We start from the raw sequence: 25,207 nt of genomic DNA, 5'->3' as shown, positions 1-25,207 counted from the left end.
GGGCGCTCGCGAACCTGCAGGAGGGCCTCCCGGCCCGCCCGTTCATTCCGGGCCTGATCGACTGGGTGCTGACCTTCAACACCGGCGCCGCCTGGAGCATGTTCAGCGGCAGCGCCGCGCCGCTGGCCCTGGGTCGCCTCGTGATCGGCCTGGGCATCCTGGTGTACCTGCTGGTGCGTCCACAGCCGCGCCTGCTGAGCGTCACGCTGAGCATGATCGCCGCCGGGGCCATCGGGAACGCCATTGACGGCCTGCGGCAGGGCAAGGTGACGGACATGATCCACTCGCCGCTGCTGAGCGGCATCACACAGGCCCTGAACGCCGGGAACTTCCCGATCTTCAACATCGCCGACTCGTGCGTGGTCCTAGGCACCCTGCTGCTGCTCGTCGCGAGTTTCGTCGGGGACCGCCGCAAGCCCAGCATCTGACCGCTGGCCTCGGAGAACGGACCGCCGCCCCAGCACCGGGCGGCGGTCTGTCTTGACGACGGGTGATGTCCTCGCTGGCGGGGTTGCCCGGCGACGGCCACCACGGATGACCCTTATCTCCGGCCAGAGGACCGGTGATCAGGGATGAAAGCGAGTCGCCCCCTGCCACAGGGCTGGGGGCGATACGAGATCCTAATCAGGAATCAGGCAACGGCCTTACGGCACTTGCTGCACACGCGCAGGCGCAGGCTGACGCCGCCACGGGTGACCGTGAGGGGTTGCAGGTTGGGCTTCTGAACACGCTTGGTGACGCCCGTGACCTTACGACCCACGCCGCCCGCAGCGCGGGCCTTACCGCGGCGGATGACCGAGTTCACCACGATCGGCCCCTTACCGCACACTTCGCACACTTTCGCCATGATGACTCTCCTTCTTGAGCCTGATTTTTCCTTCTGGGCCGGGGGGGTACCCGTTCTGGGTGCCGTGCCGCGCCAGCCCGAATCAGACAAGCCGTCCGAATGTAGCACACCGGAAGGCCAGCAGGCAAAGGGGTGAGCGTCACCCACAGCCACCACTGGTCCCGCGGCACGCCCCACAGAAAAGCCGGACAGGCGAGGGGCCTGTCCGGACGTGGAGAGTACAGGGCTTAGCGCAGGACGCGCAGGGCCTTGAGGATGGCGATCAGCACCACGCTGCCCACCACGCCCCACACGATGCTCCAGAAGCTGAAGCCGTTGCCAGCCACGTCGCCGCCGATGTTCAGCCAGCTGCCGAAGACCGCCTGGGCCAGGAGGCTGCCGACAATCCCGATCAGGATGTTGGCGATCGCGCCCTGCTGGGCGTCGGTCTTCATGATGAGGCTCGCGAGCCAGCCGCACAGTGCACCAACCAGAATAGTGATGATCCAACCCATGATTCCTACCTCCGTTTACTGGTTACTTGTGATGGGATTCAACGATTCCTGCGTTCGCTGTGAACCGTTTCGTTGTGAGAGCAGCATGCGACCCGTCCAGACCCCCAATTGTGGAGACCCGTACTTTCTCAAGGGGGGTTGAAGGCGGGATGGATGTCCCGCAAACCTGGGGTAAGGACTGAGGGCCTGAATGCCCTGCCTGACGCTCATTTCTGACCTGACCCGTAAGACAGTTAGTCCAGCGTTGCCCCCACTGCCCTATCCCGGCCCCCCTCCGGCAGCGGGCGGCTGGGTAGCATGGCGGGCACACGGAGGCCCCACCCCATGCCCGGAACCCCACCCCCACCCCAGACCACACCGTTCACGGTGCGCGCCCCGGCCAGCAGCGCCAACCTCGGCCCCGGTTTCGACAGCCTGGGCCTGAGCGTGCCGCTGTACACCACACTGCGCGTCACGCCGCAGGCCACCACGCAGGTCGTCCCGCTGGGCCCCGAACTGGACGGCACGCCCGCCGACGAGAGCAACTACGTGTACCGCGCCATGCAACTCGCCGCGACCCGCGCCGGGCGCCCCCTGCCGCCCGCCCGCATCGAGATCGAGACCGACGTGCCCCTGGCCCGCGGCCTGGGCAGCAGCGCCGCCGCGCTGGTCGCCGGGATCGTCGCCGGGAACGAACTGCTGGGCCGCCCCCTGGACGACCTGGCGGTGCTGGACGTCGCCGCACGCGAGGAAGGCCACCCGGACAACGTCGCCCCGGCCCTGTTCGGCGGGATTGTCGTGGCCACGCTGGACAAGCTCGGCACGCACTACGTCCGGCTGGACCCACCTGCGCACCTGGGCGTGACCGTATTGATCCCGGACTTCGAGCTGAGCACCAGCAAGGCCCGCGCCGTGCTGCCCAAGGAGTACAGCCGCGCCGACGCCGTGCACGCCCTGTCCCACGCTGCGCTGCTGGCCGCCGCGCTCGCGCAGGGGCGACTGGACCTGCTGCGCCACGCCATGCAGGACTACATCCACCAGATCTGGCGCGCGCCCCTGGTGCCGGGCCTGAGCGACATCCTGGAGGAAGCCTGGAAGCACGGTGCGCTCGGCGCGGCCCTCAGCGGCGCCGGGCCCACCGTGCTGTGCTTCCACGACACCCGCGAACCCACCGCGCCCCTGCACGCGTACCTGCACGGCGTCATGAAGCGCAACGGCCTGGAGGGCCGCGTCATGGACTTCCCCATCGACACCGCCGGGACGCTGGTCGACCGGGATGCCTGATCCCGGTCCAGATTGGCGTGCGCGTGATCTGAAAGTTTGACGGTCGAAGAGGTGAAGACCAGCGTGTGCCAGTTCTTCTTGGACCCGCAGCCTCCTGGACCCTCGGACACCCGCCGGATCCGTGTAGACCTGCCTGTCGCCATGAGCCCTTCTCAACACACGAAGCGCCGCCCCGGTCAAAAGGGGCGGCGCTTCAACCGTGCGGGACAAAAAGAAGGAAGCCCCTCTAGGAGGAGCTTCCGTGCTGGTCGAGGCGGCGAGATTTGAACTCACGACCCCTACCACCCCAAGGTAGTGCGCTACCAGGCTGCGCTACGCCTCGACATCCAGCCCCAAAACTATAGGGGGCGTTCCTGAATCCGTCAAGGGCATGCCGGGCTGGCGGGACGCGCTTTGTATCTGCGGGGGTGGCGTGGCTATCCTGCCGGGCATGACCCTGACTTTTGACGAGAAGCTTCGCAACTACGCGCGTCTGGCGGTGCGGGTGGGCCTGGGCGTGAAGCCCGGTCAGCGCGTGCTGGTGCAGGCCCCGGTGGAGACGGCGCAGCTGGCGCGGCTGGTGGTGCGCGAGGCGTATGCGGCGGGCGCGAGCTTCGTGGACGTGCGCTGGGACGATGACGACGTGCAGCTGGCGCGCTTCGAGCTGGCCCCGGACGGCACCTTCGAGCAGATCAGCCGCTGGCGCGTGGACGCCGAGATCGAGACGGCCGAGGCGGGCGGCGCCGTGATCGCAATCCGCGCGACGAACCCGAACCTGCTGGGCGGCGTGGACCCCGAGCGCGTGGCGACGCACCAGCGGACGGTCGCGGCGTACCGCCGTCCGTACACCGCGCAGGTGATGACCAACCGTCTGAACTGGAACCTGATCAGCGCGCCGGTCAGCGGCTGGGCGCAGCTGATGTTCCCCGACGCGAGCGCCGAACAGGCCGTAACGCAGCAGTGGGATGCGATCTTCGCCGCGACCCGCGCCGACCAGCCGGACGCGGTGGAACGCTGGGAGGCGCACTTGGCTGACCTGAAGCGCCGCCGCGACCTGCTGACCGGCAAGCAGTACGCCGCGCTGCACTTCCGGGGCGGCGAAACGGACCTGACCGTGGGTCTCGCGGACGATCACGTGTGGGGCGGCGGCGCGGCCGACACGCCCGGCGGGATCACGTTCACGGCGAACATCCCCACTGAGGAGGTCTGGACCGCCCCGCACCGCGAGCGGGTGGACGGCACGGTGGTGAGCACCAAGCCCCTGTCGTACAACGGCACGCTGATCGACGGGATCCGCATCGAGTTCAAGGCCGGCCGGATCACGGGCGCGAGCGCCGAGCAGGGCGAGGGCGCGCTGCTGAAGATGATCGAGACGGACGAGGGCAGCCACCGCCTGGGCGAGGTGGCGCTGGTGCCGCACTCCAGCCCGATCAGCCGCTCGGGCCTGTTCTTCTTCAACACCCTGTACGACGAGAACGCCGCCTCGCACATCGCCATCGGCAGCGCGTACCGCTTCAACGTCAAGGGCGGCGTGGACATGAGCCTGGAGGACTTCAATGCCCGAGGCGGCAACGACAGCCTCACGCACGTGGACTGGATGATCGGCAGTGACCGCATCGACGTGGACGGCATCACGAAGGACGGGCAGCGCGAGGCCGTGATGCGCGCCGGCGAATTCGTCATCTGAACGCAGGCGGCAGGCGGGGCGGAGGCCGCTTGGCACCTCCGCCCCGCCTGTTGTCCCGGTTCAGGGCCGCAGGTCGTCCTCGTCCACCAGGAAGTCCACGGCGCCGCTGCCGATCTCGTAGTACGCGCCGATCACACGGATCTGCCCGGCAGCCTCCGCCTCGCGGATGACCGGTTCGTCGCGCAGGAGGCTCACTTGGTAGCGGACGTTGTTCAGGACCGCCTCGCGCATGCGGGCCTTCTTGTCGCGGATGACCGGCATGGCCTGCAGGCTGGGCTGGATGCGGCGGATCAGGTTCTGGAGGTGGTGGGGTTCCTCCGCGACGCGCTCCTCGGGCAGCAGCGCGGCCGCGACCGCCCCGCAGGCCTCGTGGCCCATCACGACGACCAGGTGCACGTCCAGGTGGCGGATGGCGTACTCCAGGGTGCCCAGTCCGGCCTCGCCGACGACGTTCCCGGCGACGCGCACCACGAACAGCTGCCCCAGGCCCTGATCGAACACCAGTTCGACCGGCACGCGGCTGTCGCTGCACGCCAGGATCGCGGCGTACGGCGTCTGGCCCATGATCTGCGCGCGGCGTTCGTTGGCGCTCATCTCGGGGCGGGTGGCCTGCCCGCTGAAGAAACGGGCGTTGCCGTCCTTGAGCGACTGGATGGCGGCGTCGGGCGTGGCGACGTCGGACTCCTTGATGTCCGCGATGTCCTCCATGCTCGCGCCCCGGCGGATGGCGTCCAGGATGCGGCGCTCGAGGTCGGCAGCGATCTGCGCGGCGGAATCGTCCATGTGCGGCATGCTAGCGTCCGGCCTGCGGGGGCTGCTGAACCCCGTCCAGTCACCCCGCCCGGCCGCGCGGGGTGGCTATGCTGTCCGGATGGATACGCTGACCGAGCTGCTCGAACGCTACGCGACCCTGCGCGACACGATCCTGGGCCTGGAAGCCGAACGGGACGAGCTGGGCGCGCAGATCAAGGCGGCGCTGCTGGACGGTGAACACGCCGAGACGGACCTGTACCGCGCCACGCTGAAGGCCTCACGGCGCGTGGAGTACCCCCTGGAGCGCTTCCGGGAGGTGTTCGGAGACGCCGCGGCGCTGGAGGTCGCCACGATTGACCGCCGGCGGGCGGACGCCCTCGTGAAGGCCGGGGATCTGGACGGCGAGCGGCTGCGCGAACTGGCCGTCGTGAAGGAGACGCAGGCGTTGGTGCTGCAGCCCAAGACCCGCTGACGGGGCGCTGACCGGGCGGGGACGCCACGCTGACAGGGGCCCCCCACGCTGGGAGCATGACGCTGACCTCCCTGCATCCACTGCTGAATCCGGCCCTGCCCGCCCACCGTCAGCTGCCCGGCGACGTGCTGATCTGGACGGGGGTGGGCGCGTGGCCGGAGCGCGGCGAGGCGTTCACGAGGACGGCGCACGTCCGGACGGAACGCGAGGTGCGGTTGGCCCGCCTGAGCGGCGCGCAGAGTGAACTCGACCGCCTGACCCGCTGACGCGCCGCAAGCGCAGAGGCGGCCCCGACGCGATGTCCGGGGCCGCCTCTGATGGGTGGCATGAAAAAAGCATTGCCGGTGAGCAGCGGCACCCGCGAATCATCCCTTATGGCTGCTGCCTTCCGGCCCTGACCAGGTTCGAGCGTTCACGCTGCGCTGCGCCAGCAATGCGTCCAGACCATAGCACATGCCTGCCGGGGCTGTGCAGTCCTCCATGCGCGGCGCGGCGGACGCGCGGCAGGCCGGTGTGGCACTCCATAGAAGAAGCGCCGGAATCCGAAGATCCGGCGCATCTGGTGGTGCTCGGGATGGGACTTGAACCCACACAGCTAAGCTACACGCCCCTCAAACGTGCGCGTCTACCAATTCCGCCACCCGAGCATTGGGTGAGAGGCGAAAGCAATACTAGGGGTGAAGTGCGCGCGTGTCAAGACGCATGCTTGCGCCCGCGTGCGGACGTGCTATGCTCGCGTTTGCCGTCGTGATGCGGTCGGGCCCCGGCGAACACCGGTTTTTTCCTGGCTGACACGCACGGGACACCACAACAAGAGAGGTATCACAATGATCGACAAGAAGCAGACCATCGAGACCCACGCCAAGCACGGCACTGACACCGGCAGCACTGCCGTCCAGATCGCCCTCCTGACCGAGCGCATCAACAACCTGTCGACCCACCTGACCGCCAACAAGAAGGACAAGCACGGCCAGCGCGGCCTGCAGCTCCTGAACGGTCAGCGCCGCCGCCTGCTGAAGTACCTCGAGCGCACCAGCTACGACGAGTACATCGCCCTGACGGACCAGCTGAAGATCCGCCGCGGCCAGCGCATCGTCCGCTAAGACCCGCGCCCCGCAGACCGCCGCCCCCCGCAAGGATGGGCGGCGGTGTTCTGTTACCGGCCGTCCGCGCCGGGGTGGTCACGGTCCGGCAGGTCACGCCAGTCGCCTCCGGGCACCACGCGGGCGCCGGGCGCCAGGAGGCGCTCCGCACGGGCGTACACGTACACCCAGGCGGTAATCTCCTCTCCCCCCTCCAGCGTCACGGGAGCCACCTGACGGGTGTACAGGGGCGGCGTGTCGTACAGGCCCTCCAGGTCGTCCAGGCCCGGCAAGGCTGCCTTCCAGGCCTGCGGGTCGTAGGTCAGGACTGCGCCGCGCACCGCCGCGTCCGCCGGGCCGGGGGTCAGGGCCGGGTACCCCTCGGGGTGGAGGTGGTGCAGGGTGAAGCCGCGCAGCGTGGCCGCCTGGGCGGTGAAGCCGCGCGCAGCGACGTGGGCGTTGCGCTCGCCGGGGAGCAGGGTGCCGTACACGAACACGCGGGGAATGGCGGGGTCGGTCATGCCCGGACTGTAGCGCTGCCGGAAGAGCACACGGGGTCCTGTCCCAGGGCCGCTGCCTAGAGTCGCTGGCCCTGCGGCTGGTGGTAGTACACCCGGCCGATCACGGTGGCTTCCTCCGGGCGGACGGGGGGGTGGTCGGGGTTGTCGCTGGACAGCCACAGCTGATCGCCGTAGCGGCGCAGGCGTTTGACGGTCAGGCCCAGGCCCGGGACGTGCAGGACGTACACGCGGCCCTCGCGCAGGTCGAGGTCGCCAGGGTCGACGTACACGCGGTCGCCGGGGCGCAGGCCGCCGTGCTCGGTGGTCATGGAGTCGCCCTGCACCTGCAACACCAGCATGCCGGGGCGGTGGTCGCGCAGCGGCACGAGTTCATAGTCGATGACGCTGGCGTGGTCCTCGGTGAGGGGCAGTCCGGCGCTGGCCAGCGCGCGGACCGGCACGCGGATGAGTTCCAGGCTGCCCAGCAGGTCCTCGCGGGGGGCGGGGGCCAGGGCGCGCAGGCCAGTGCGGGCGGTCCACTCGCTGAGGGTGACGTCCAGCGCGCGGCGCAGCGCGTCCTGCCGCTGGGCGGTCAGGGCGCCTAGGGCGCGTTCGCCGCGTTCGAGGCGGCTGAGGTACGGCTGCGTGACCCGCCCGTCGGGACCGCCGAGGTCCCCGGTGAGCTGACTGAGGTCGTGCTGCCCGAGGCCGAGGGTCTGCCGGCGCTGTCGCAGCCACCCGGCGAGGTCGTCTGAGGAGGTGGGGCGGGACATGGTGCGAGTGTACCCGGACGGTGATGCCTAGATTGAGGTATTGCATCTTGACATATGTCGGTAGACATATTATGATGTAGACAGATCAGGGTCGTCCTGATTCGTACGCTCGTCCTGCCGCTGGAGGTCCGTCATGCCCGACCCGTCTCCCCTCGCCCCCACGCTGCGCGACCTGCTGCCCCTGCTGCTCCTGAGTTTCAGTGCAGGCAGCCTGACCCAGCTGACCCGCCTCCTCGCGCGGCCCGGCCCACCCCGACTGCGCCCCACCCTGGCCCTGGCTGCCGCCGCCGGCATCGCTGCCCTGACCGTCACCGCGCTGACCCGCGCTGCCCTCCCGCACCCCGACCCGGCGCTGCTGCTCGCGCTGGCCTGCGTGACCGGCTGGAGCGGCCCCGGCATCCTGGCCCGCCTGGGTGGCCTGGTCGAGCGGCAGCTGGGCCTGCGCGCCCCCGCCGCCCCCACCGGACGCCCGCAGGATTGACCGGAGGTTCAGATGGAGAGTTCCGCCACAACCGCCCCCCACCTCCCGCGCGCAGAATGCCCCATGAACCTCAAGCGCGCGCCGGGCGTCCCCGCCCGCCCTGCCCTGTTGGCCCCGCTGCTCACGCTCCTGCTGGCCGCCACCCCGACCTGGGCCCAGACCGCCCCCGCCAGCCCGGCAACCCCCACCAGTCCGGCCACGGCCACCCCGCAGGAACGCCGGGTGCGCAGCGGCGCGCCCCTGAGTGCCACCGAACAGGCGGCGCTCCAGGCGCTGGTCAGCCGGGTGCGGCCCGCCACCGTGCGCGTCGAGCAGTGCCGCGCCACCCAGTGCGACGATCCGGACGGCCTGGGTTCCGGCGTGCTGATCAGCGAGGACGGCCTGATCCTCACCGCGTACCACGTCATCCGGGGCGCGCCGGACCTGAGCGTGCAGCTGCTGAACAAGACCCGCTACCCGGCGCAGGTGATCGGGTACAACGACCAGGACGACCTCGCCCTGCTGCGCGTGAACGTGCCCAGGGGCACACCGTTCCTCCCGCTGGCCGCCGCGCGCCCCGCTGTGGGCGAGACCGCACTGGCGATCGGGAACGGCGGCGGGGCGTTCCTGACACCCAAGACCGGGCGCCTGCTGGGCCTGGACAGCGACCCCGGCCGCGCGGACTTCCCGCCCGGCACGCTGGAAATGAACGCCCCGCTGATCCCCGGCGACAGCGGCGGCCCGGTCGTGAACGTCAGGGGCGAGGTGACCGGCATTGTCAGTTACATCCGCATGACGCAGAACAGCCAGCCCCGCTCGTACGCGGTGCCCGTGTCCACCAGCGACGCCCGAGTGGCCGCCATGAAACGCGGCGAGAAGCGCGACGCACCCGTGATCGGCATCGGGCTGGGCGGCGTGTTCTCGGACCTGTTCTTCCTGCCCAGCGCGGGCTTTCAGGAACTGACGAAACTGCTGAACCTGGGCGACACGCCCGGCGCGTTCTTCACGAGCGTGTCGCGCGGCAGTCCCGCCGCGCAGGCCGGACTGAAACCCCTGGTGCTGAACGGCGACGCCAAACGCGTGTCCGGGGACATCGTGACTGCCGTGAACGGCAGACGCATCGTGAACTTCGCGGAGTTCCAGTACGCGGTGCGCGCCTTCCAGCCGGGCGACACCGTGACCCTGAGTGTCCTGCGGGACGGCAAGCCGCTGGAGGTGAAGGTCACGCTGGTGGGGCGCAGCAAACTCAGCGACTGAGGCGCGAACGCATCGGGACCGGGGTCACCACGCCCCGGTCTTCATATTGTCGTAATAAGTCTTGACAATTCTGCCTAAAACAGAATAATGCGAGCTATGGACACCCTGAAAAAAGCCGGAGCGATGCTCGCCCACCTCGACCTCTTCCACCAGATGCTCGACCTGCGCGGCCTGCTGCAACTCGCCGCGCACATGGAGGAACGCGGCGACCGCGTCACCCTGATCAGCCCCGAGAGCATCACCCTGATCGGCGCCGACATGCACACCGACCCCGTCATCACCACCAGCAAGGGCGCCACCATCCAGGCCCCCACCGCCTACCGCGTCCTGCACAGCCTTAAGGGCCACGAGGCGCCCGAGTACGCCGTCACCCGCGAGGAACTCGCCGCGCTGAACGCCCGCGCCGTCACCGAACTGGAAGGCAGCGACGCCCTGCGCGCCTTCGACGCCACCCTGACCCGTATCAGCGCCCCCACCGACGCGGGCGAGCGGCCCACCCGGACCCGCCGCACCCCCGACACCGAGGCCACCCCCACCGAGCAACCCGCCGCATAGGAGAACGGAGGCCGTCCGTTTCACTCCCACTCTGCGGAGCAGCTCTCCGAATCGCATCCGCTCGGGTGGAACGGTCAACAGGCACCGTTCCACCGGAGGCTCCTCATCAGCCGCGCTTCACACCCACCCGCTAGCCTGGGACCCGTGAAGCGCGGCCCCCTGTTCCCCACCACCCTCCTGCTCCTGCTCGGCACGGGCGCCGCCCAGCCCACCCCGGACCCGCTGAGCGGCGGCGACTACGCCCAGGTGTACGCCCGCGCCCAGGCGGGCGGGGACGCCGTGACCGCCAGCCGCGCCGCCGCCGCCATGACCGAGTACCGCGCCGGCGGACGCGACTGGACCGCCCGCGCCGTGCAGGCCGCCCGGCAGGCCACCGCCACCCGCCCCGGCGACCCCGACGCGCACCTCGCCCTCGGCAGCGCCCTGGGCCTCCAGGCCCGCGCCGGAGGGTACACGCTGGGCGCCCTGAACACCGCGCAGCAGGCCCGCGCCGCCCTGGACCGCGCCCTGAGCCTCGCGCCAGACCGCGCCGACATCCAGGCCGTCCTGGCCGAATGGCACGCCGGCGCCTGGGCGAAAGCCGGGATCTTCAGCGGCGGCAACCAGGACCGCGCCCGCACCCTCGCCGCCGCCGCTGCCCGCCGCGCCCCCGACACCCTGTTCGTCCAGGCCCACGCGGGCATCGCCCTGAGCCTCATCAAAGACCCCCAGGCCCGCGCCACCCTGACCCGCGCCGTCACCCTGAACGCGGCTACTCCCCTAGAGCGTGACCTTCAGGCCCAGGCAAAACGCGTACTGGACGGACTGAAGCCGTGAAGAGAGTCTGAGAGTCAAAGGTTGAAGGGGCCAAGGCAACCCCACCTCCCCCCACATCCCTCAGACCCTATTGACCTTCATTCCACCATGTCGCCGTGCTCGTGCCGGGGAGCAGAGGGGCGTCCTGCACGTGTCCGGCACGGTCGGCGAGCGCCTGCGCTTCCGCCTGCGCGCGGCCCTCACCCAGCCAGCCGCTCCAGTACGCGCGCAGCACGCCCGTCACCAGGGCCAGCGGCACACGCCCGGCGGGCTGCACCGGCTGGTACAGCAGGTCCAGATCCGTCAGCGGGCCGCCATCCGGGCCGCCCACCGGCTGCCAGTACGGCACGTCCACGGTGCGCAGGCCCAGCGCGTGCAGCGCCGCGCGCCGCTGCACAGGGTCCACGCCGGTCGCGGCCTCGGCCGCACGGTCCTCTGCACTCTGGCGGCCCGGGTGAACGCTGTCGGCGAACATGCCCGCCAGGCCCGCCGCCTGCACCACGCGCAGGGCCTCGCTGTGCAGGGCGCGGCCCACGCCCAGCCCCCGCGCGGCGCGCGTGACCGCCATGAACGAGTTGAAGCCCGCGCCGCGCACGTCGCCCGGCAGGGGCAGCAGGGCGTATAGGGTGCCCCCCAGCACCTCGCCGCCTGGGGTCTGCGCGACGAGCAGCCGGTCCTCGCGCTGCGGGCTGCGGCGCGTGATCAGCTGCGCGAAGACCTCCGGAGGGATCAGCATGTCCGGCGCGTAGTAGCTGGCCTCCTGCACGCGGCCGAACGCGGCGATGGCCGGGTCGCCGGGGTCGGTCACGTGCCGCAGCGTGAAGGTCAGGCTCGTCATGCCGCCCAGGGTAGGAGAGCGCGGCGCGGGGCACTGCAAGTTCCGCCCGAATTGCTGGTCAGCTTCGCACCGGGCCACCGGGCGCGCCCTGTATAACTGGAGGTCATGACCCCCACCGACCTGCTGACGACCCTGGCCACCGAACTGGGCTGGAACCTCGCCGTGTGGCTGCCCACCCTGCTGATCAGCCTGCTGTTCATCCGCGCGGTGCTGGGCGTGCGGGTGCGGGAACTGATCACCGAGATCGAGGAGCACCAGACGGCCGCGATCGGCGCGGTGTTCTTCTGGGTGTCGCTGGGCTTCAGCCTGCTGCTGAGCCGCACCATCGCCAGCCCCGTGCCCGAAGGCGGCACGTGGGAGGAGGCGTTCACGTGGCTGGCCGTGGCGGTCGTCGTGACGCTGCTGCTGTTCACGTTGGGCGTCCTGGCCGTGTTCGGCAGCCTCGCCCGGCGTAAGGGTGAGGGCGTGCTGCGCTACATCCGCCGCGAGATGCGCGAGGAGCACAACTTGGCGCTGTCGTTCATCATGGGCGCACTGTTCCTAGTGCCTGCGGTCGTCACGTACCACGTCACGCTGTAAACCCAGCACCGCCCACGCCCCCGGGGACACCATTCCGGGGGCGTGAACTGTCGTGAGGGTCGGGCGGACGGGCGCCGCGCACCGCTATGCTGGGCGGCATGACGGCCCCCGACTCCACTCCTCCCGCCGCCAGTGACAGCGCGCCGCGCGTGGCCCCGAACTTCATCACCGAGATCATCGAACGCGACCTGAGTAGCGGCAGGTACCCGCAGGTCGTGACGCGCTTCCCGCCGGAACCGAGCGGGTACGCGCACCTGGGACATATTTTTGCGTCGTTCCTGGATTTCCAGACGGCCGCGCAGTACGGCGGGCGCTACCACCTGCGCATGGACGACACCAACCCGGAACTCGCGACGCAGGAGTACGCGGACGCCATCGCGGACGACCTGCGCTGGCTGGGCTGGGACTGGGGCGAGCACCTGTACTACGCCAGCGACCACTTCGAGCAGTACTACGCGTACGCCGAGCAGCTCGTAAAGCAGGGCGACGCGTACGTGGACTCCGTGACGGGCGACGAGATGGCGCGCCTGCGTGGCGACGCCCGCACGCCCGGCACGCCCAGCCCCTACCGGGACCGCACGCCGGGGGAGAACCTAGACCTGCTGCGCCGCATGCGCGCCGGGGAATTCCCGGACGGCGCGCATGTGCTGCGCGCGAAGATCGACCTGGGCAGCCCGAACATGAAGCTGCGCGACCCGGTGCTGTACCGCATCCTGCGCGGCCATCACTACCGCGCGGGGGACGCGTGGTGCATCTACCCCATGTACGACTTCCAGCACCCCCTGCAGGACGCGCTGGAGGGCGTGACGCACTCGATGTGCAGCCTGGAGTTCGTGGACAACCGCGCCATCTACGACTGGCTGATGGAGCGTCTGGGCTTCAGCCCGCGCCCGCACCAGTACGAGTTCGGGCGGCGCGGCCTGGAGTACACGATCACGAGTAAGCGCAAGCTGCGCAAGCTCGTGGAGGCCGGAAAGGTGCACGGCTGGGATGACCCGCGCATGCCCACCCTGCGCGCGCAGCGCCGCCTGGGCGTCACGCCGGAGGCGGTGCGGGCCTTCGCGGCGCAGATCGGCGTGAGCCGCACGAACCGCACCGTGGACCTGAGCGTGTACGAGAACGCCGTGCGCAATGACCTGAACCACCGCGCGCCGCGCGTGATGGCGGTGCTCGACCCGCTGCCGGTCACACTGGAAAACCTGACCGAGGCGCAGACGCTGAGTCTCCCCTACTGGCCGTTCGACGTGGTGCGCGACTCGCCCGACGGCCTGGTCGCCCTACCCACCGGGGAGCGGGTGGCCCCCGAGGCTGCGGTGCGCGACGTGCCGCTGACCCGCGAACTGGTGATCGAACGCGAGGACTTCAACCCCGAGCCGCCCAGGGGCTTCAAGCGTCTCACGCCGGGCGGCACGGTGCGGCTGCGCGGGGCGGGCATCATCCGCGCCGACCGCTTCGACATCGGCGCGGACGGGCAGGTCACGCGCGTGTACGCCACGCTGCTGGGCGAGGACGCCAGGGCGGGCGGCGTGATCCACTGGGTCAGCGCCGAGCACGGCGTCCCTGCCGAGTTCCGCCTGTACGACCGCCTGTTCCGCGTCCCCAACCCCGAGGCCGCCAACCCCGAGGACGCGCAGGCCGAACCCATCGCCCCCGACTTCAACCCTGAGGAGATCGGCCACGAGGACGAGACCAGACCCCTCGACGATGCGTTCATGGCGTTCCTGAACCCCGACAGCCTGCGCGTCACGCGCGGACTGGTGGAACCCAGCGTCACGCGCGACCCCGCAGGCACCCGCTACCAGTTCGAGCGGCAGGGCTACTTCTGGCGCGACCCGGTGGACAGCCGTGAGGACGCGCTGGTGTTCGGGCGGATCATCACGCTGAAGGACGCCTGGGCGAAAGCCACGCAGAAGGCCGAGGCGCCCGCGAAAGCGCCCAAGCCTGCTAAAACCCAGCAGGCAAAAACCGAGCACGCCGAGAAGGCCGCGCCCGCCGCCCTGACCCCCGAGCAGGAGACCGAGGTGACCCGCCTGACTGGCCTGGGCGTCCCGGACGCCGAGGCGCGCACCCTCGCCCGCGACGCCGCGCTGCTGGCCTTCCTGGGGGGCGCCGCCACCGACGATACGTTCGCGCAGGTCGCCAGCTGGACCGCGAACGACCTCGCACCGGGCCTGCGGGCCGGAGAGGTGCGCGTGCTGGCGGCTGATCTGGCCCCGCTGGCCGAGCTGCTGGCCGGGAAGACGGTCACCACCCGCGTCGCCCGCGACGTCCTGGCCCGCGCCGCGCAGACCGGCGAGGCGCCCGCCGCGATCATCGAGCGCGAGAACCTCGCCGGGGGCCTCAGCGAGGGCGCCCTGAACGCCGCCATCGCGCAGGTCATGGCCGACAACGCCGACAAGGTGGACGCCTACCGGGGCGGCCGCACCGCGCTGCTGGGCTTCTTCACCGGGCAGGTCATGCGCGCCACCGGTGGCAAGGCCGACCCCGCCGCGCTGAACGCCGCGCTGCAGGCCGCGCTGAACGGCTGACGCGCACCCCTCAGGCGGATGCCGTCTGCTTCGTCGCCCCCCGGAACGCCACCGGGGGGCGACTCCACGCCCGGCACCCGCCTTGCTCCCACTCGCTCCGCTCGGGTTGAACGGTTCTGCCGAACCATTCAACCGGAGGCCGGGTCTGTTTTAATGACCCCCATGTCTGACGTGACCCCCGCCGACCTGCCCCGTGACCTGGGCTTCGCCATGCCCGCCGAGTGGGCCGAGCACGCCGCCACCTGGATGAGCTGGCCCGCCGACGACGACCTGTGGTTCGGGCACCTGGAGGGCGTGCGCGCCGAGTTCGCCGAGCTGGTGCGGACCATCGCCCGCTTCGAGCCGGTGCAGCTGCTCGTGCGGGACGAGGAGAGCAGCGCCGACGCCCGCGCGCGGCTGGGCAGCGCGGACGTGACCTTCCACGACGTGCCGCTGGACGACGTGTGGATGCGCGATAACGGCCCCATCTTCGTGAAGCGGGCCCAGGCGGACGGGAACGGGGACCTGGCGCTGGTGGACTGGAAGTTCAACTCCTGGGGCGGGAAGTTCAACTGGTCGAACGACGACCGCGTGCCTGAGTACGTCGCCGGGCAGCTGGGCACGCACCGCTGGGCGCAGCCGTTCGTGCTTGAGGGCGGCGGGCTGGAGGTGAACGGCCGCGGCGTGGGCCTGACCACGCGGTCGTGCTTCCTGACCGACACCCGCAACCCCGGCCTGACCGAGGAAGGCTACGCGTTCCTGCTGGCCGACACGCTGGGCGTGCGCAAACTCCTGTGGCTGGACGGCGGGCTGGAGAACGACCACACCGACGGGCACATCGACACCATCACCCGCTTCACCGACGAGCGCACCATCGTCACCAGCGTCGAGCCCAACCCCGAGGACCCCAACCACGCGGTCATGGCGAAGAACCTCGCGGACCTGCGCGCCATGACTGACCAGGATGGCCAGCCCTTCCGCATCGTGGAGCTGCCGCTCCCCGCGACCTACCTGGAGGGTGCGGAGGGCCGCCTGCCGCCCACGTACGCGAACTTCTACATCGGGAACGGCTTCGTGGTCGTCCCGCAGTACGGCGACCCGAACGACGCCCGCGCCCTGGAGGTCCTGACGCCGCTGTTCCCCGGGCGCGAGGTGATCGGCCTGAGCAGCCGCGCGATCATCGAGGGCGGCGGCAGCTTCCACTGCGTGACGCAGCAGCAGCCCGCCGGGACGCCCTGGATACAGGACGCCTGAGGCGTGCCGTTCCAGCCGCTGCCGGAGGACCAGCCGAGCTGCACCGTGGCGTGCTCGGCATGCGGGCACCGCTGGCTGGTCTATGAGCAGCAGCTGGGCCTGCTCGGCTCCTGCCCGGTCTGCGGGGCCGCGCGGCCCCGCTATATGGGCAGTGTCGCGCCGGGCAGCGGGCGGCAGGTCTCATTCGGGAGGTTCCGCGCCCTGCTGGACGAGCCGCGCCTGCTGACCCTGATCGGGCAGGCGCTGGGGCTGCGTCCGCTGGGCGGGGAACGTTTCGCGGACGCCCAGGGCCGCGAGGTGCCGCTGGAGGACGTTCACTTTGCCCTCCAGGGAAACGCCGGGTGGCAGGGTCAGGTCTACAACCTCCACATGAGCCGCGCCCGCTGACGGCGCGTGCCAGAGTGACGGCGTGACCGACCTTGACCTGGGCGGCGGGTACTCGGCCCGCCCGATCTCGCTGGAGGACTACCGGGCGGCGTGTGCGCGGCTGGAGGACCGGATCTTCGGCGGTACGTCCCTGTACGCCTTCGACCCGCCGGTCCGTGCGGCCCCGCCGACCGGCGACTCGTGGAACTGGGGCGTGTACCACGGCGCGGACCTGATCGGCTGGCATCACGCGCACGCGCTGGACGAACGGACGGTGTACATGGCCGACACGGGCCTGCTGCCCGGGCATCAGGGGCGCGGGGTGTACTCGCGGCTGCTGCCGCACCTGCTGGCCGCCTTCCGCGCGGCGGGGTTCACGCTGGTCAAGAGTCACCACCGGGCCACGAACAACGCCGTGATCCTCCCCAAGCTGCGCGCCGGATTTCACCTGCAGGGCCTGAACGCCTACGAGGGCGGGGTGAATGCCGCGCTGACCCTCAGCCTGGACAGGACGTACGGGCAGGCGATGCACATCCGCAGCGGCTTCCGTGCGCCATCAGGCGAGGCGGCGCGGCGCCTGGGCCTTCCGGACACGTCGGCGCCGACCCTGGCGGACGCGCCCAGACTCCCCCTCCCCGCAGACGCCGAGGCAGGCCTGGACCTGGGCGGCGGGTACGCTCTGCACCGCGTGCCGACCGCCACGTACCGCGAGGTGTACGCACAGCTGGAGGCCAGCGCGTACGAGACGGACTCGTTCGACTGGGGCGACCGTGAACCCGCCCCCGCGCCGCGCGGCCCGCTGTGGAGCTGGCTGATCAGCCGCGGGGGGCAGGTGGCCGGGTGGCAGGCCAGCCGCGCGTGGGACACCCGCACGGCGTACATGGTGAACACCGCGCTGCTGCCCGCCCACCGGGGACAGGGCGTGTACACCCGCCTGCTGCCCGTGGTGCTGGGCGCCCTGCACGGCGAGGGCTACGCGCTGGTGCGCAGCCACCACCACCTGACGAACAACGCCGTGATCGTCCCGAAGCTCCGCGCGGGCTTCCGCTTTCAGGGCGTGCAGGTTGACGAACACGGCGTGATGGCCGTCCTGCTGCGCAGCGCCGACCCGGCGTACGCGGCGTACATGGACCACCGCAGTGGCCTGACCCGCGCCTAGCAGCCCGGCGCGGGTCGGAACACGAACACGTGCCCGTCCGGGTCGCGCGCCGCCAGCCGACCGGCGTCCGCCACGCAGGGCAGCCCCTCGGCCTGCACGCGCGCCGCCACGGCGGGCACGTCCGCGTAGAACTCCAGCAGCGCGTGATCCCCACCCAACATGTCCGCCAGACCCACCTGGGCGTCCCAGGCGTACAGCCAGCGGTGCGGGGTGCCGTTCCCGTCGGGTTCCGGCCAGGGCCCCAGCGTGAACTGCGCGAAGTCCCGGTCGTCCTGCTCCCTGGCGAACGCGAAACCGTACGCGCGCGGCAGCCGGGCTTTCATGGCGGCGTAATCGCTGAACGCCAGGGCCGCCTCGCGCAGGCCGATGACGGGCAGGGTGTGCGTGTCGGGCGTCAGGGGATGATCCGGTGCGGGGCAGAGCGGCTGGCGCGGGTCGTGACGGTTCACGCCGCGCAGTTCCAGCCCGTGCCCGAACGGATCGAAGAAGTACAGGGTGGGGTCCGGGGCGTCCGGGGTACCCAGGTCGATCTCCTGCCAGGGCAGGCCGTGCGTGCCCAGCAGGGTGCGGCAGCGCGGCAGGTCCTCGGGCCTGACCTGGAACGCGAGGTGGAGGTGGCCCGCGCCGCGCGCCCACAGAGGGGCCAGCCACGGCTCGTTCGGCTGGCGCGTCACGGGTTCCCACAGCGTCAGGGACTGCGCGGCGTTCACGCCCAGCCGGGCGACGCGCCGGGGCTCGTCCAGGTGATGCAGCGGCAGGCCCAGCACCTGCCCGTAGAACCGCACGGCGCGCCCCAGGTGATTGACCTCCAGCGTCACGCCCGCGAGGTCGAGGATCGGCGAGGGGCCGCTCAGCGAGGTCGGCACGGCCAGGGTCATGCCCCGAGCGTAGGCCACTGCCGCGCGCGGCGGGTGGGGCGGCCCTTGGGCGTCCGGTCACCGTTCCACGCCACCCCTTCACGCCGCCTCTACCCGGAAGGGCGGTCCGCTCAGGCGCGGCGGGGCGGGCGGTTCCTGGCACGTTTGATCGTGCCGATCCCCGCCTCGCTGGTCAGGACGGCGCGGTACAGATCCCACCACTGGCGCGCCTGGGCGGGCTCGCGGGTGAGGGTCTCGAAGCGGTAGTAGGCGGCCTCGCCGGTCGGGAGGACGTAGGTGGGTGTGCCGAACACCCCGACCTCGCGCGCGGCGTCCAGTTCGGCGCGCAGCTCGGCGCGGCGGGTCGCCTCGTCAGCCAGCGCCTGCGCGAAGGCGGCCCCGTCCAGCCCGGCCTCCTGCGCCGCCGCCTGGATGGTCTCGCCGCTCAGGGGCTCCTTGCGCTCGTGGTGGGCGCGGAAGAGGGCCAGCGTGAACGCCCAGTGCGCCGCCTCGCCCTGCAGGGCCGCCGCGTGGGACGCCAGGAACGCGCGCAGGCTGCCCTGCTGGTACGCGCCGCCCTCGTCCAGCGGCTGCTCGGTGACGCGCCACGTCAGTTCTTTCGCGTTGCCTTCGTGGTTGCCCTCGACCAGCGAGTAGTGCCGCAGGGTGAAGGCCTCGCCCTCATCTTTCAAGGCGGCGGCGAGTTCCACGCCACGCCACGCGTAGGGGCACAGGAAATCGAAGTACAGCTCGGTCGCTTGGGTCATGCGGGGCACCGTACACCCTGCGGCGCGCCGCGGAACGTCACGCGGGCTGCACTCCGCCCATTGGCCCAGCCTCGCCGGCCTCCACCTCGGCGGCCGCTCCCGCCACCAGCACGGCGTCCCCCGCACGAATGCTCGCTGACCACGTCCCCGCTCAGCAGGCGGCTCAGGCGTGGCGCGTAGATCAACGGGGCGTTAACCACCACGCCAGCCCCAGGCCCAGCGTGCCCAGGGTCCCGAGCAGCGGCCACAAGCGCAGCGGGCGCCCCGGCTGTTCCACCCGGCGCTCCTCCCCACGTCCACGTGCCCGGCAGGGGCGCAGCAGCACGGGCAGTAGCGACCCGGGGGGCAGGTCGGCCCTCAGCTTCACCCGCAGTCCGTGCCGGAACGCACGCCCAGCGCCTCCGGGGCGAGGGTCAGGGTGGCGCGGCCACCCCCGACCTCGGCGGGCAGCGTCACGATGACCCGGACGGCCCGGCGCTCCGTGACGTACTCGTGGATGGTCGCCGTGACGGGCGTCCAGCGGACCCGCACCCACCGAGACCGTCCCACCCGCCACAGGACGTCCAGCAGGACCGACACGAACAGGACCGCCGGAAGCACAGACGGGTCACGCACGCGGGCAGGCTACACACAGAGGGTGACCGGCAGGCACGCCACCAGCAGGAAGCTCCGGAGATGCGACATGATCGGCTCACTCACCGGGCCACCCGACCCGGCCTGCATCACAGTACGCGGTGCGTGGGGTTCCCGTCAGGCGGGTTCCCTGGCCGTGAGGTTCGCGGCGATGAAGTCCTTGAGGGTCTGCACGTCGTTGGGGATGACCTGGAAGCGTTTCGGGGCCTGTTCGATTCCGTCGAAGCGGGCGGGGCGCCCTGGGGTCTGCCCCACGGCCTCCTGCACGGTCTCCTCGAATTTGGCGGGCAGGGCGGTTTCCAGGCAGATCATGGGCACGCCGGGCCGCTGGTAGCCCTGCCCGACGAGGATGCCGTCGGCGGTGTGCGGGTCGATCAGGCGGCCGTACGTGTCGAACACGGCGCGGATGGTGCGCAGGCGGCCTTCGTGGGTGCTGCGGCCGCTGCGGAAGCCGCTGGCCTGCACGGCGTCCCAGTGGGGCGTGCCGCTCAGGGCGACGGGGCGACTCTGGCCGACCTCGTCCCACCAGCCGCGAGTCTGCACGGCGTCCGACCCGGCGATCAGGTACAGGTAGCGTTCGAAGTTGCTGGCCTTGCCGATGTCCATGCTGGGGCTGCTCGTCACCGCGACCCGGTCGGCGGGCCGGACGTGGTAGGTGCCACCACTGAAGAAGTCGTGCAGAACGTCGTTCTCGTTGGTGGCGACGATCAGCTGCCCGATGGGCAGGCCCATGGACTTGGCGAGGTACCCGGCGAACACGTTCCCGAAGTTCCCGGACGGGACGCTGAAGTCCGCCTCTGCCCCGGCGGGGAGGTTCAGCGCGAGGTACGCCCGGAAGTAATACACGGCCTGCGCCAGCACCCGCGCCCAGTTGATGGAGTTCACCGCCCCGATGTCATAGCGGGCCTTGAAGTCCGCGTCGGCGTTCACGGCCTTCACGAGGTCCTGGCAGTCGTCGAAGACGCCCTCCACGGCCAGGTTGAAGATGTTCGGCTCCTGAAGGCTGAACATCTGCGCCTGCTGGAAGGCACTCATGCGGCCGTGCGGGGAGAGCATCACGACGTTCACGCGCGCCTTGCCGAGCATGGCGTACTCGGCGGCCGAACCGGTGTCGCCGCTGGTGGCGCCCAGGATGTTCAGCCGCTCGCCCCGCGCCTCCAGCACATACTCGAACACCTGTCCCAGGAACTGCATGGCCATGTCCTTGAACGCCAGGGACGGTCCGTTCGACAGTTCCAGCAGGTACAGACCGCTGTCCCCCAGTGGGGTTAGGGGCGTGATCTCGGGGCTGTGGAAGGCTTCCTCGGTGTACGTATTCCGCAGCAGGGTGCGCAGGTCGCCTTCGGGGATGTCCGTGATGAAGGGCCGCATGACCTCGTAGGCGAGGTCGGCGTAGCTCAGGGCGCGCCACGCCTCCAGCTGGGCAGGCGTGACCGTGGGAATGACCTCCGGCATCGCCAGACCGCCGTCCGGGGCGAGCCCCGAGAGCAGCACGTCCGAGAAGGAACCGAGGGCCGCGCCACGCGTGGAGACGTACTTCATACGGTCACTCTACCCACGGCCCCCACCGCGCGCGGCGCCGGGGACTAGCCAGCGCCGCCCCCTCCCGACAGCCCACCCAGCCCACAACACCAGTCCCTCCCGAAACGCCAGCCCAAGCTCCCGCGCACCATTGCCCGCCGGGGCATCCGGTAGCGTGGGGGGCATGAGCCCCGAGACCGTGAAGTTGGCCGTCGTGCAGATGCACGTCACCGATCAGCTCGAAGACAACGTCAGCCGCGCCATTGCCCACGTGCGTGACGCGGCCGCGCAGGGCGCGCAGGTGATCCTGCTGCCCGAACTGTTCGAGAACCTGTACTTCTGCCAGGTGGAACGCGAGGAGTACTTCGACCTCGCCCACCCGCTGGAGGGTCACCCGTTCGTGGGCCGCTTTCAGGAGCTGGCCCGCGAACTGGGCGTGGTGCTGCCCCTGTCGTACTTCGAGAAGGCCGGGCAGGCGCACTACAACAGCCTCGTGTGCATCGACGCGGACGGCACGCTGCTCGGCAACTACCGCAAGACGCACATTCCCGACGGGCCCGGCTACGAGGAGAAGTACTACTTCAACCCCGGCGACACCGGTTTCCGGGTGTGGGACACCCGCTTCGGGCGCGTGGGTGTCGGCATCTGCTGGGACCAGTGGTACCCCGAAACCGCCCGCGTGATGATGCTGCAGGGCGCGGACTTCCTGCTGTACCCCACCGCGATCGGCAGCGAACCCGCCGAGGTGGAATCCCCGAACAGCCACCACATGTGGCAGCGCGCCATGATCGGGCACGCCGTCAGCAACAGCACGTACGTGGCCGCCGCGAACCGCATCGGCACCGAACGGGTCGGGGACCTGGAGCAGACGTACTACGGGCACACGTTCATCAGCGACTACACGGGCGAGATGGTCGCGGAGTTCGGCGACACCGAGGAAGGGCCCCTGCTGCACACCCTGAACCTGCGTGAAGCCCGCAAATTCCGCGCGGGCATGGGTTTCTTCCGCGACCGCCGCCCTGAACTGTACGGCCCGCTGCTGACCACTGACGGCGTCACCCGGCGCGGATAATCCGGGAAGGAAGTGGGGAGTGAAGGCTTGCTGGCCGATCCACTGCCCACTTCCCGGTCACTCCAGACCGCCGGCCGGGGCGAGGTTCAGGCGGTACAGGTACGCGTCGGGACCGCCGCGCGCGCCGTAGTGGTTCAGCAGGGCCTGCAGGTCGCGTTGCAGGGCCTTGGCGTCGTCGCGGGTCAGGTGGAGGGTGCCCCAGTTGGCGGTCAGGGCCGGGGCGTCGTCGCGCAGCAGGTCCAGCAGGTCGAAGCTTCCGGCGCGGGGCGTGATGTCCATGCGGGTGCCGCCCGGCGTGGTGTACAGGCGCACGGCGATGTCCTCCTCGCGCTGCACGAGCGGCAGGCCCGCCTGCACGACCGCGCGGTGGAAGACCGCATTGAAGGTGTCCTCGTGCAGGCCGATCAGGTCCTCCAGGCTGCCCAGCGTGGTGCGGTGGTAGGGAATCAGGAACGCATCGGAGACCGCGCGGTAGTGCTGCACGGGGCGGCCCCGTCGGGGTTCGGCGCGCGTGACGGCCAGCCCGGCACGTTTCAGTCGGGTAAGGCGGTGGTGCGTGGCGTTCAGTGGCCGGTGCAGGTGCCGGGCGAGCCCTGCGGCGGTCCACTCGCGGGTCATCAGCAGACCCAGCAGGTGCGCGTAGTCGGGGTGCAGGACGAGCCGGGTGGCGTGCGGGTCGTCCAGGCGCGTCCAGGTTCGCGGCATGCGCGCAGCGTACCGCGCCCGGGCCACCTCTACTCGACGTTTTCTCTTGCAGGTCGAGTAGAGGCGTGAGCACCCTGAAGCATGACCAGCCCCGTACCGACCCTGACACCGGTCTCCGGTTCCATCAAGGGGCCAACGACACGCCCCTTGATTCCACCTCCACCGCTGTCCATCGCAGCCTCTCGCTCCGCTCGGTCCAGCTTCATAGAGGAGAGCACCCTATGAAGCTGGACGCTGTGTTGAGCCCCGAGCAGCAGCGTGTGCAGGCGACCGTGCAGGCCCTGTGGCACCCGGACACCGCCCGCGACCCGTACCCGGCGTACGAGGCCGTCCGCGCGCTCGACCCGGCGGGCGTGGCCAGCCCGGCCGGGTGGGGGGCGGCCTTCGCCACGTCGCACGCCCTGAACAGCGCCGTGCTGCGCTCCCCGGCGGCGCGCAGCGGGGCGATCATCTCGCAGGTGCCCGCCGACACGGCCAGCATCCGGCTGCTGCAACCCATGATGCTGTTCCACAACGGCCCGTCGCACGCCCGGCTGCGGGGGCTGGTGCAGGCCGCGTTCACGCCGCGCGTGGTGGCCGAGCAGCGCGACCTGATCCGCGCGCAGGTGCATACCCTGCTGGACGCCCTGTCCACGGACCGGGAGGTGGATCTGGTGGCCGGACTGGCCGCGCCGCTCCCCGCGCGCGTGATCATGCACATGCTGGGCCTGCGCGGCGAGGACGAGGCGAAATTCATCCGCTGGACCCAGAGCGTCGCCGACCTGCTCGCCGGGGAGACGAGCAGTCCCGAACTGATGGCCCGCCTGGAAAACGACGCCACCGAGATGCGCACCTACTTCCGCACCCTGGCGGACGACCTGCGCGCCCACCCGCAGCCGGGCCTCCTGAGCGCCCTGGCCGCCGCCGAGGACGGTGGGGAACGCCTCAGCAGTGACGAACTGCTCGCGAACGCGGTCCTGCTCTTGGCCGCAGGACACGAGACGACCAGCAACCTGATCCCCGGCGCGCTGCTTGAACTGCACCGGCAGCCAGCGGCCTGGGCGGCGCTGGTCGCCCACCCGGACCACCCGAACGTCCCGGACGAGCTGCTGCGCGTGGTGTCCCCCGTGCAGCTCGACGGGCGCACGCTGGCCGACACCGTCACCCTGCCCACGGGCGGGGGCCGCACGGTCACGCTGAATGCAGGCACGCATGTGCAGACCATGCTCGCCGCCGCGAACCGCGACCCTGACGTCTTCCCCCACCCGGACCGCATCGACTGGGACCGACCGAACAGCGCCCGGCACCTCGCCTTCGCGGCGGGCCCCCACTACTGCCTGGGCGCCCCACTGGCCCGCCTGGAAATCGCGGAGGTCTTCGGCGCCCTCGCCACCCGCTTCCCGAACCTGCGCGTCACCGACCCGCAGCCCCCGTTCAAGGCGAACCTCGTCCTGCGCGGCCCGAAAGAACTGCGCGTGCAGCTGGGCTGACCAGTTCGATCCAGAACACGCCGCCCAGCCCGGTGCGGGACGCGAGGTGCATGGTGCTGCCGTCCACATGCAATCGCGCGGGGAGGTCCGGGCCAGGCGCGTAGGCGCTGAGGAGGCCGTAGTGCTGTTCGCGGGCGCTGAATTCGAAGCCGATGGCGGGCAGGCCCGCGCTGAACAGGCGGTCCAGGGGCGCGGTCAGGGGGGCGTGCAGGTGCAGGCCCCAGCGGCCACGGGCGCGCAGGGGCAGGTGCTGGTCGTTCAGGTAGGTGTTCAGGCCGGTCAGCCACGCCCACGGCCAGGTGGCGCGCGGCCCCTGCGGGAGCGGCAGGCGGAACGCGCCCTGCGCGGCGGCCAGTTCCTCGGCCAGGGCGTCCCGGTCGGGCAGAGGCACGCCCAGGGGCGTGGCGTGGTGGCGCAGCAGGCACGCGGCACTCAGGGCGCCGCAGCCGACCAGTCCGCCGCGCCACACGGCCTGATTCCCGTCTCGCTGCGGCAGGGGACCGGGAAACACGCGCCAGTCGGGGGCCATGTGGTCAGGGTAGCGGGCGGGCAGGCCAGTTGGC

At 70.9% G+C, this 25,207-nt stretch carries 29 protein-coding genes, 2 tRNA genes and 1 other RNA gene (1 of these 32 cut by a window edge); 17 read left to right on the top strand and 15 right to left on the bottom strand.

What is annotated here, in order from left to right:
• Window positions 1-428, top strand: the 3' portion of a protein-coding gene (gene lspA / locus SY84_RS09370; RefSeq protein WP_229755976.1) for a signal peptidase II. The gene continues 97 nt to the left of window position 1, outside the view; 428 of the gene's 525 nt are visible here — the last part of the coding sequence; its start codon lies beyond the left edge, outside the window; its stop codon occupies window positions 426-428.
• 203 nt (window positions 429-631) lie between these two features.
• Here lspA and rpmB read toward each other — a convergent pair whose 3' ends face one another.
• The gene (rpmB, locus tag SY84_RS09365; RefSeq protein ID WP_046843794.1) at window positions 632-847 is read right to left on the bottom strand and encodes a 50S ribosomal protein L28; all 216 of its coding nucleotides are present in this window, start codon (window positions 845-847) and stop codon (window positions 632-634) included.
• Between the two features lie 227 nt (window positions 848-1,074).
• Window positions 1,075-1,341: a GlsB/YeaQ/YmgE family stress response membrane protein gene (locus SY84_RS09360; protein WP_046843793.1), complete on the bottom strand. Its 267-nt coding sequence runs from the start codon at window positions 1,339-1,341 to the stop codon at window positions 1,075-1,077.
• Between the two features lie 324 nt (window positions 1,342-1,665).
• On the opposite strand from SY84_RS09360, the gene thrB reads away from it, so the two are divergent.
• Window positions 1,666-2,604, top strand: coding sequence for a homoserine kinase (gene thrB, locus SY84_RS09355; RefSeq protein WP_046843792.1), 939 nt, complete (start codon window positions 1,666-1,668; stop codon window positions 2,602-2,604).
• Window positions 2,605-2,849: 245 nt separating this feature from the next.
• Here thrB and SY84_RS09350 read toward each other — a convergent pair.
• Window positions 2,850-2,926: transfer RNA gene (locus SY84_RS09350), tRNA-Pro, on the bottom strand.
• A gap of 108 nt (window positions 2,927-3,034) precedes the next feature.
• Between SY84_RS09350 and SY84_RS09345 the strand changes: the two genes are divergently transcribed.
• Complete coding sequence (locus SY84_RS09345; protein ID WP_046843791.1) at window positions 3,035-4,270, top strand: aminopeptidase; 1,236 nt, start codon at window positions 3,035-3,037, stop codon at window positions 4,268-4,270.
• A 60-nt stretch (window positions 4,271-4,330) separates the two neighbouring features.
• Here SY84_RS09345 and SY84_RS09340 read toward each other — a convergent pair whose 3' ends face one another.
• Complete coding sequence (locus tag SY84_RS09340; RefSeq protein WP_229755975.1) at window positions 4,331-5,053, bottom strand: carbonic anhydrase; 723 nt, start codon at window positions 5,051-5,053, stop codon at window positions 4,331-4,333.
• Between the two features lie 88 nt (window positions 5,054-5,141).
• Here SY84_RS09340 and SY84_RS09335 point away from each other — a divergent pair, with 88 nt between their 5' ends.
• Together SY84_RS09335 and SY84_RS09330 are read left to right on the top strand one after the other, a co-directional pair.
• Window positions 5,142-5,495, top strand: a complete 354-nt coding sequence (locus tag SY84_RS09335) for a hypothetical protein (protein WP_046843789.1) — start codon at window positions 5,142-5,144, stop codon at window positions 5,493-5,495.
• A 56-nt stretch (window positions 5,496-5,551) separates the two neighbouring features.
• Window positions 5,552-5,761, top strand: coding sequence for a hypothetical protein (locus tag SY84_RS09330; RefSeq protein ID WP_046843788.1), 210 nt, complete (start codon window positions 5,552-5,554; stop codon window positions 5,759-5,761).
• Between the two features lie 69 nt (window positions 5,762-5,830).
• On the opposite strand, the gene ffs is transcribed toward SY84_RS09330, so the two are convergent.
• Together ffs and SY84_RS09325 are read right to left on the bottom strand one after the other, a co-directional pair.
• Window positions 5,831-5,929, bottom strand: an RNA gene (gene ffs / locus SY84_RS16265) — signal recognition particle sRNA small type.
• A 129-nt stretch (window positions 5,930-6,058) separates the two neighbouring features.
• Window positions 6,059-6,142 (bottom strand) — tRNA-Leu (locus SY84_RS09325).
• A gap of 180 nt (window positions 6,143-6,322) precedes the next feature.
• Here SY84_RS09325 and rpsO point away from each other — a divergent pair.
• Entirely contained in the window at window positions 6,323-6,598 is a 276-nt protein-coding gene (rpsO, locus tag SY84_RS09320; RefSeq protein ID WP_046843787.1) for a 30S ribosomal protein S15, read from the top strand.
• Between the two features lie 53 nt (window positions 6,599-6,651).
• Here the strand turns inward: rpsO and SY84_RS09315 are convergent, their stop codons facing one another.
• Together SY84_RS09315 and SY84_RS09310 are read right to left on the bottom strand one after the other, a co-directional pair.
• The gene (locus tag SY84_RS09315; protein ID WP_046843786.1) at window positions 6,652-7,098 is read right to left on the bottom strand and encodes a gamma-glutamylcyclotransferase family protein; all 447 of its coding nucleotides are present in this window, start codon (window positions 7,096-7,098) and stop codon (window positions 6,652-6,654) included.
• 56 nt (window positions 7,099-7,154) lie between these two features.
• On the bottom strand, window positions 7,155-7,850 hold the full coding sequence (locus tag SY84_RS09310) for a LexA family transcriptional regulator (protein ID WP_046843785.1): 696 nt from the start codon (window positions 7,848-7,850) through the stop codon (window positions 7,155-7,157).
• A 133-nt stretch (window positions 7,851-7,983) separates the two neighbouring features.
• On the opposite strand from SY84_RS09310, the gene SY84_RS09305 reads away from it, so the two are divergent.
• From SY84_RS09305 to SY84_RS09290, 4 genes are all read left to right on the top strand, one after another.
• A complete protein-coding gene (locus SY84_RS09305; RefSeq protein ID WP_046843784.1) occupies window positions 7,984-8,331 on the top strand; it encodes a hypothetical protein in 348 nt (115 codons plus the stop codon).
• A gap of 63 nt (window positions 8,332-8,394) precedes the next feature.
• On the top strand, window positions 8,395-9,567 hold the full coding sequence (locus tag SY84_RS09300) for a S1C family serine protease (RefSeq protein WP_046843783.1): 1,173 nt from the start codon (window positions 8,395-8,397) through the stop codon (window positions 9,565-9,567).
• 96 nt (window positions 9,568-9,663) lie between these two features.
• A complete protein-coding gene (locus tag SY84_RS09295) occupies window positions 9,664-10,122 on the top strand; it encodes a hypothetical protein (protein ID WP_046843782.1) in 459 nt (152 codons plus the stop codon).
• A 144-nt stretch (window positions 10,123-10,266) separates the two neighbouring features.
• Entirely contained in the window at window positions 10,267-10,938 is a 672-nt protein-coding gene (locus tag SY84_RS09290) for a hypothetical protein (RefSeq protein WP_046843781.1), read from the top strand.
• A gap of 67 nt (window positions 10,939-11,005) precedes the next feature.
• On the opposite strand, the gene SY84_RS09285 is transcribed toward SY84_RS09290, so the two are convergent.
• Window positions 11,006-11,755, bottom strand: coding sequence for a GNAT family N-acetyltransferase (locus SY84_RS09285; RefSeq protein ID WP_046843780.1), 750 nt, complete (start codon window positions 11,753-11,755; stop codon window positions 11,006-11,008).
• A gap of 105 nt (window positions 11,756-11,860) precedes the next feature.
• On the opposite strand from SY84_RS09285, the gene SY84_RS09280 reads away from it, so the two are divergent.
• The 5 genes from SY84_RS09280 to SY84_RS09260 all read left to right on the top strand — a co-directional run bounded on the left by SY84_RS09280 (window position 11,861) and on the right by SY84_RS09260 (window position 17,620).
• Window positions 11,861-12,334, top strand: coding sequence for a hypothetical protein (locus tag SY84_RS09280; RefSeq protein ID WP_046843779.1), 474 nt, complete (start codon window positions 11,861-11,863; stop codon window positions 12,332-12,334).
• A gap of 98 nt (window positions 12,335-12,432) precedes the next feature.
• Window positions 12,433-14,862: a glutamine--tRNA ligase/YqeY domain fusion protein gene (locus tag SY84_RS09275; RefSeq protein WP_046843778.1), complete on the top strand. Its 2,430-nt coding sequence runs from the start codon at window positions 12,433-12,435 to the stop codon at window positions 14,860-14,862.
• A gap of 162 nt (window positions 14,863-15,024) precedes the next feature.
• The gene (locus SY84_RS09270) at window positions 15,025-16,095 is read left to right on the top strand and encodes an agmatine deiminase family protein (protein WP_046843777.1); all 1,071 of its coding nucleotides are present in this window, start codon (window positions 15,025-15,027) and stop codon (window positions 16,093-16,095) included.
• A 3-nt stretch (window positions 16,096-16,098) separates the two neighbouring features.
• Entirely contained in the window at window positions 16,099-16,482 is a 384-nt protein-coding gene (locus tag SY84_RS09265; RefSeq protein ID WP_046843776.1) for a hypothetical protein, read from the top strand.
• Window positions 16,483-16,504: 22 nt separating this feature from the next.
• Window positions 16,505-17,620: a GNAT family N-acetyltransferase gene (locus SY84_RS09260; RefSeq protein ID WP_046843775.1), complete on the top strand. Its 1,116-nt coding sequence runs from the start codon at window positions 16,505-16,507 to the stop codon at window positions 17,618-17,620.
• On the opposite strand, the gene SY84_RS16725 is transcribed toward SY84_RS09260, so the two are convergent.
• The 4 genes from SY84_RS16725 to thrC form a co-directional block, all read right to left on the bottom strand.
• Complete coding sequence (locus tag SY84_RS16725) at window positions 17,617-18,498, bottom strand: VOC family protein (protein WP_046843774.1); 882 nt, start codon at window positions 18,496-18,498, stop codon at window positions 17,617-17,619. The genes SY84_RS09260 and SY84_RS16725 overlap by 4 nt on opposite strands.
• A 110-nt stretch (window positions 18,499-18,608) precedes the next feature.
• On the bottom strand, window positions 18,609-19,244 hold the full coding sequence (locus SY84_RS09250; protein ID WP_046843773.1) for a DsbA family oxidoreductase: 636 nt from the start codon (window positions 19,242-19,244) through the stop codon (window positions 18,609-18,611).
• A gap of 363 nt (window positions 19,245-19,607) precedes the next feature.
• Complete coding sequence (locus SY84_RS09245) at window positions 19,608-19,859, bottom strand: hypothetical protein (RefSeq protein ID WP_046843772.1); 252 nt, start codon at window positions 19,857-19,859, stop codon at window positions 19,608-19,610.
• A gap of 135 nt (window positions 19,860-19,994) precedes the next feature.
• Window positions 19,995-21,419, bottom strand: a complete 1,425-nt coding sequence (thrC, locus tag SY84_RS09240) for a threonine synthase (protein WP_046843771.1) — start codon at window positions 21,417-21,419, stop codon at window positions 19,995-19,997.
• 163 nt (window positions 21,420-21,582) lie between these two features.
• On the opposite strand from thrC, the gene aguB reads away from it, so the two are divergent.
• Window positions 21,583-22,470 (top strand): N-carbamoylputrescine amidase, encoded by an 888-nt coding sequence (gene aguB, locus SY84_RS09235; protein WP_046843770.1) that lies wholly within the window; start codon window positions 21,583-21,585, stop codon window positions 22,468-22,470.
• Between the two features lie 57 nt (window positions 22,471-22,527).
• On the opposite strand, the gene SY84_RS09230 is transcribed toward aguB, so the two are convergent.
• Window positions 22,528-23,175 carry a winged helix-turn-helix domain-containing protein gene (locus tag SY84_RS09230; RefSeq protein WP_046843769.1) on the bottom strand — a complete coding sequence of 216 codons (648 nt, stop codon included), beginning with the start codon at window positions 23,173-23,175 and terminating at the stop codon, window positions 22,528-22,530.
• A 221-nt stretch (window positions 23,176-23,396) separates the two neighbouring features.
• Here SY84_RS09230 and SY84_RS09225 point away from each other — a divergent pair, with 221 nt between their 5' ends.
• A complete protein-coding gene (locus SY84_RS09225) occupies window positions 23,397-24,644 on the top strand; it encodes a cytochrome P450 (RefSeq protein ID WP_052751097.1) in 1,248 nt (415 codons plus the stop codon).
• On the opposite strand, the gene SY84_RS09220 is transcribed toward SY84_RS09225, so the two are convergent.
• Window positions 24,589-25,173 (bottom strand): hypothetical protein, encoded by a 585-nt coding sequence (locus tag SY84_RS09220; RefSeq protein ID WP_046843768.1) that lies wholly within the window; start codon window positions 25,171-25,173, stop codon window positions 24,589-24,591. The two genes, SY84_RS09225 and SY84_RS09220, sit on opposite strands and share 56 nt — an antisense overlap.
• Window positions 25,174-25,207: the final 34 nt, after the last annotated feature.

This window comes from Deinococcus soli (ex Cha et al. 2016) (genome assembly GCF_001007995.1).
In the GTDB taxonomy this organism is placed as follows: domain Bacteria; phylum Deinococcota; class Deinococci; order Deinococcales; family Deinococcaceae; genus Deinococcus; species Deinococcus soli.
This window is presented reverse-complemented; position numbering and strand designations above follow the sequence as displayed.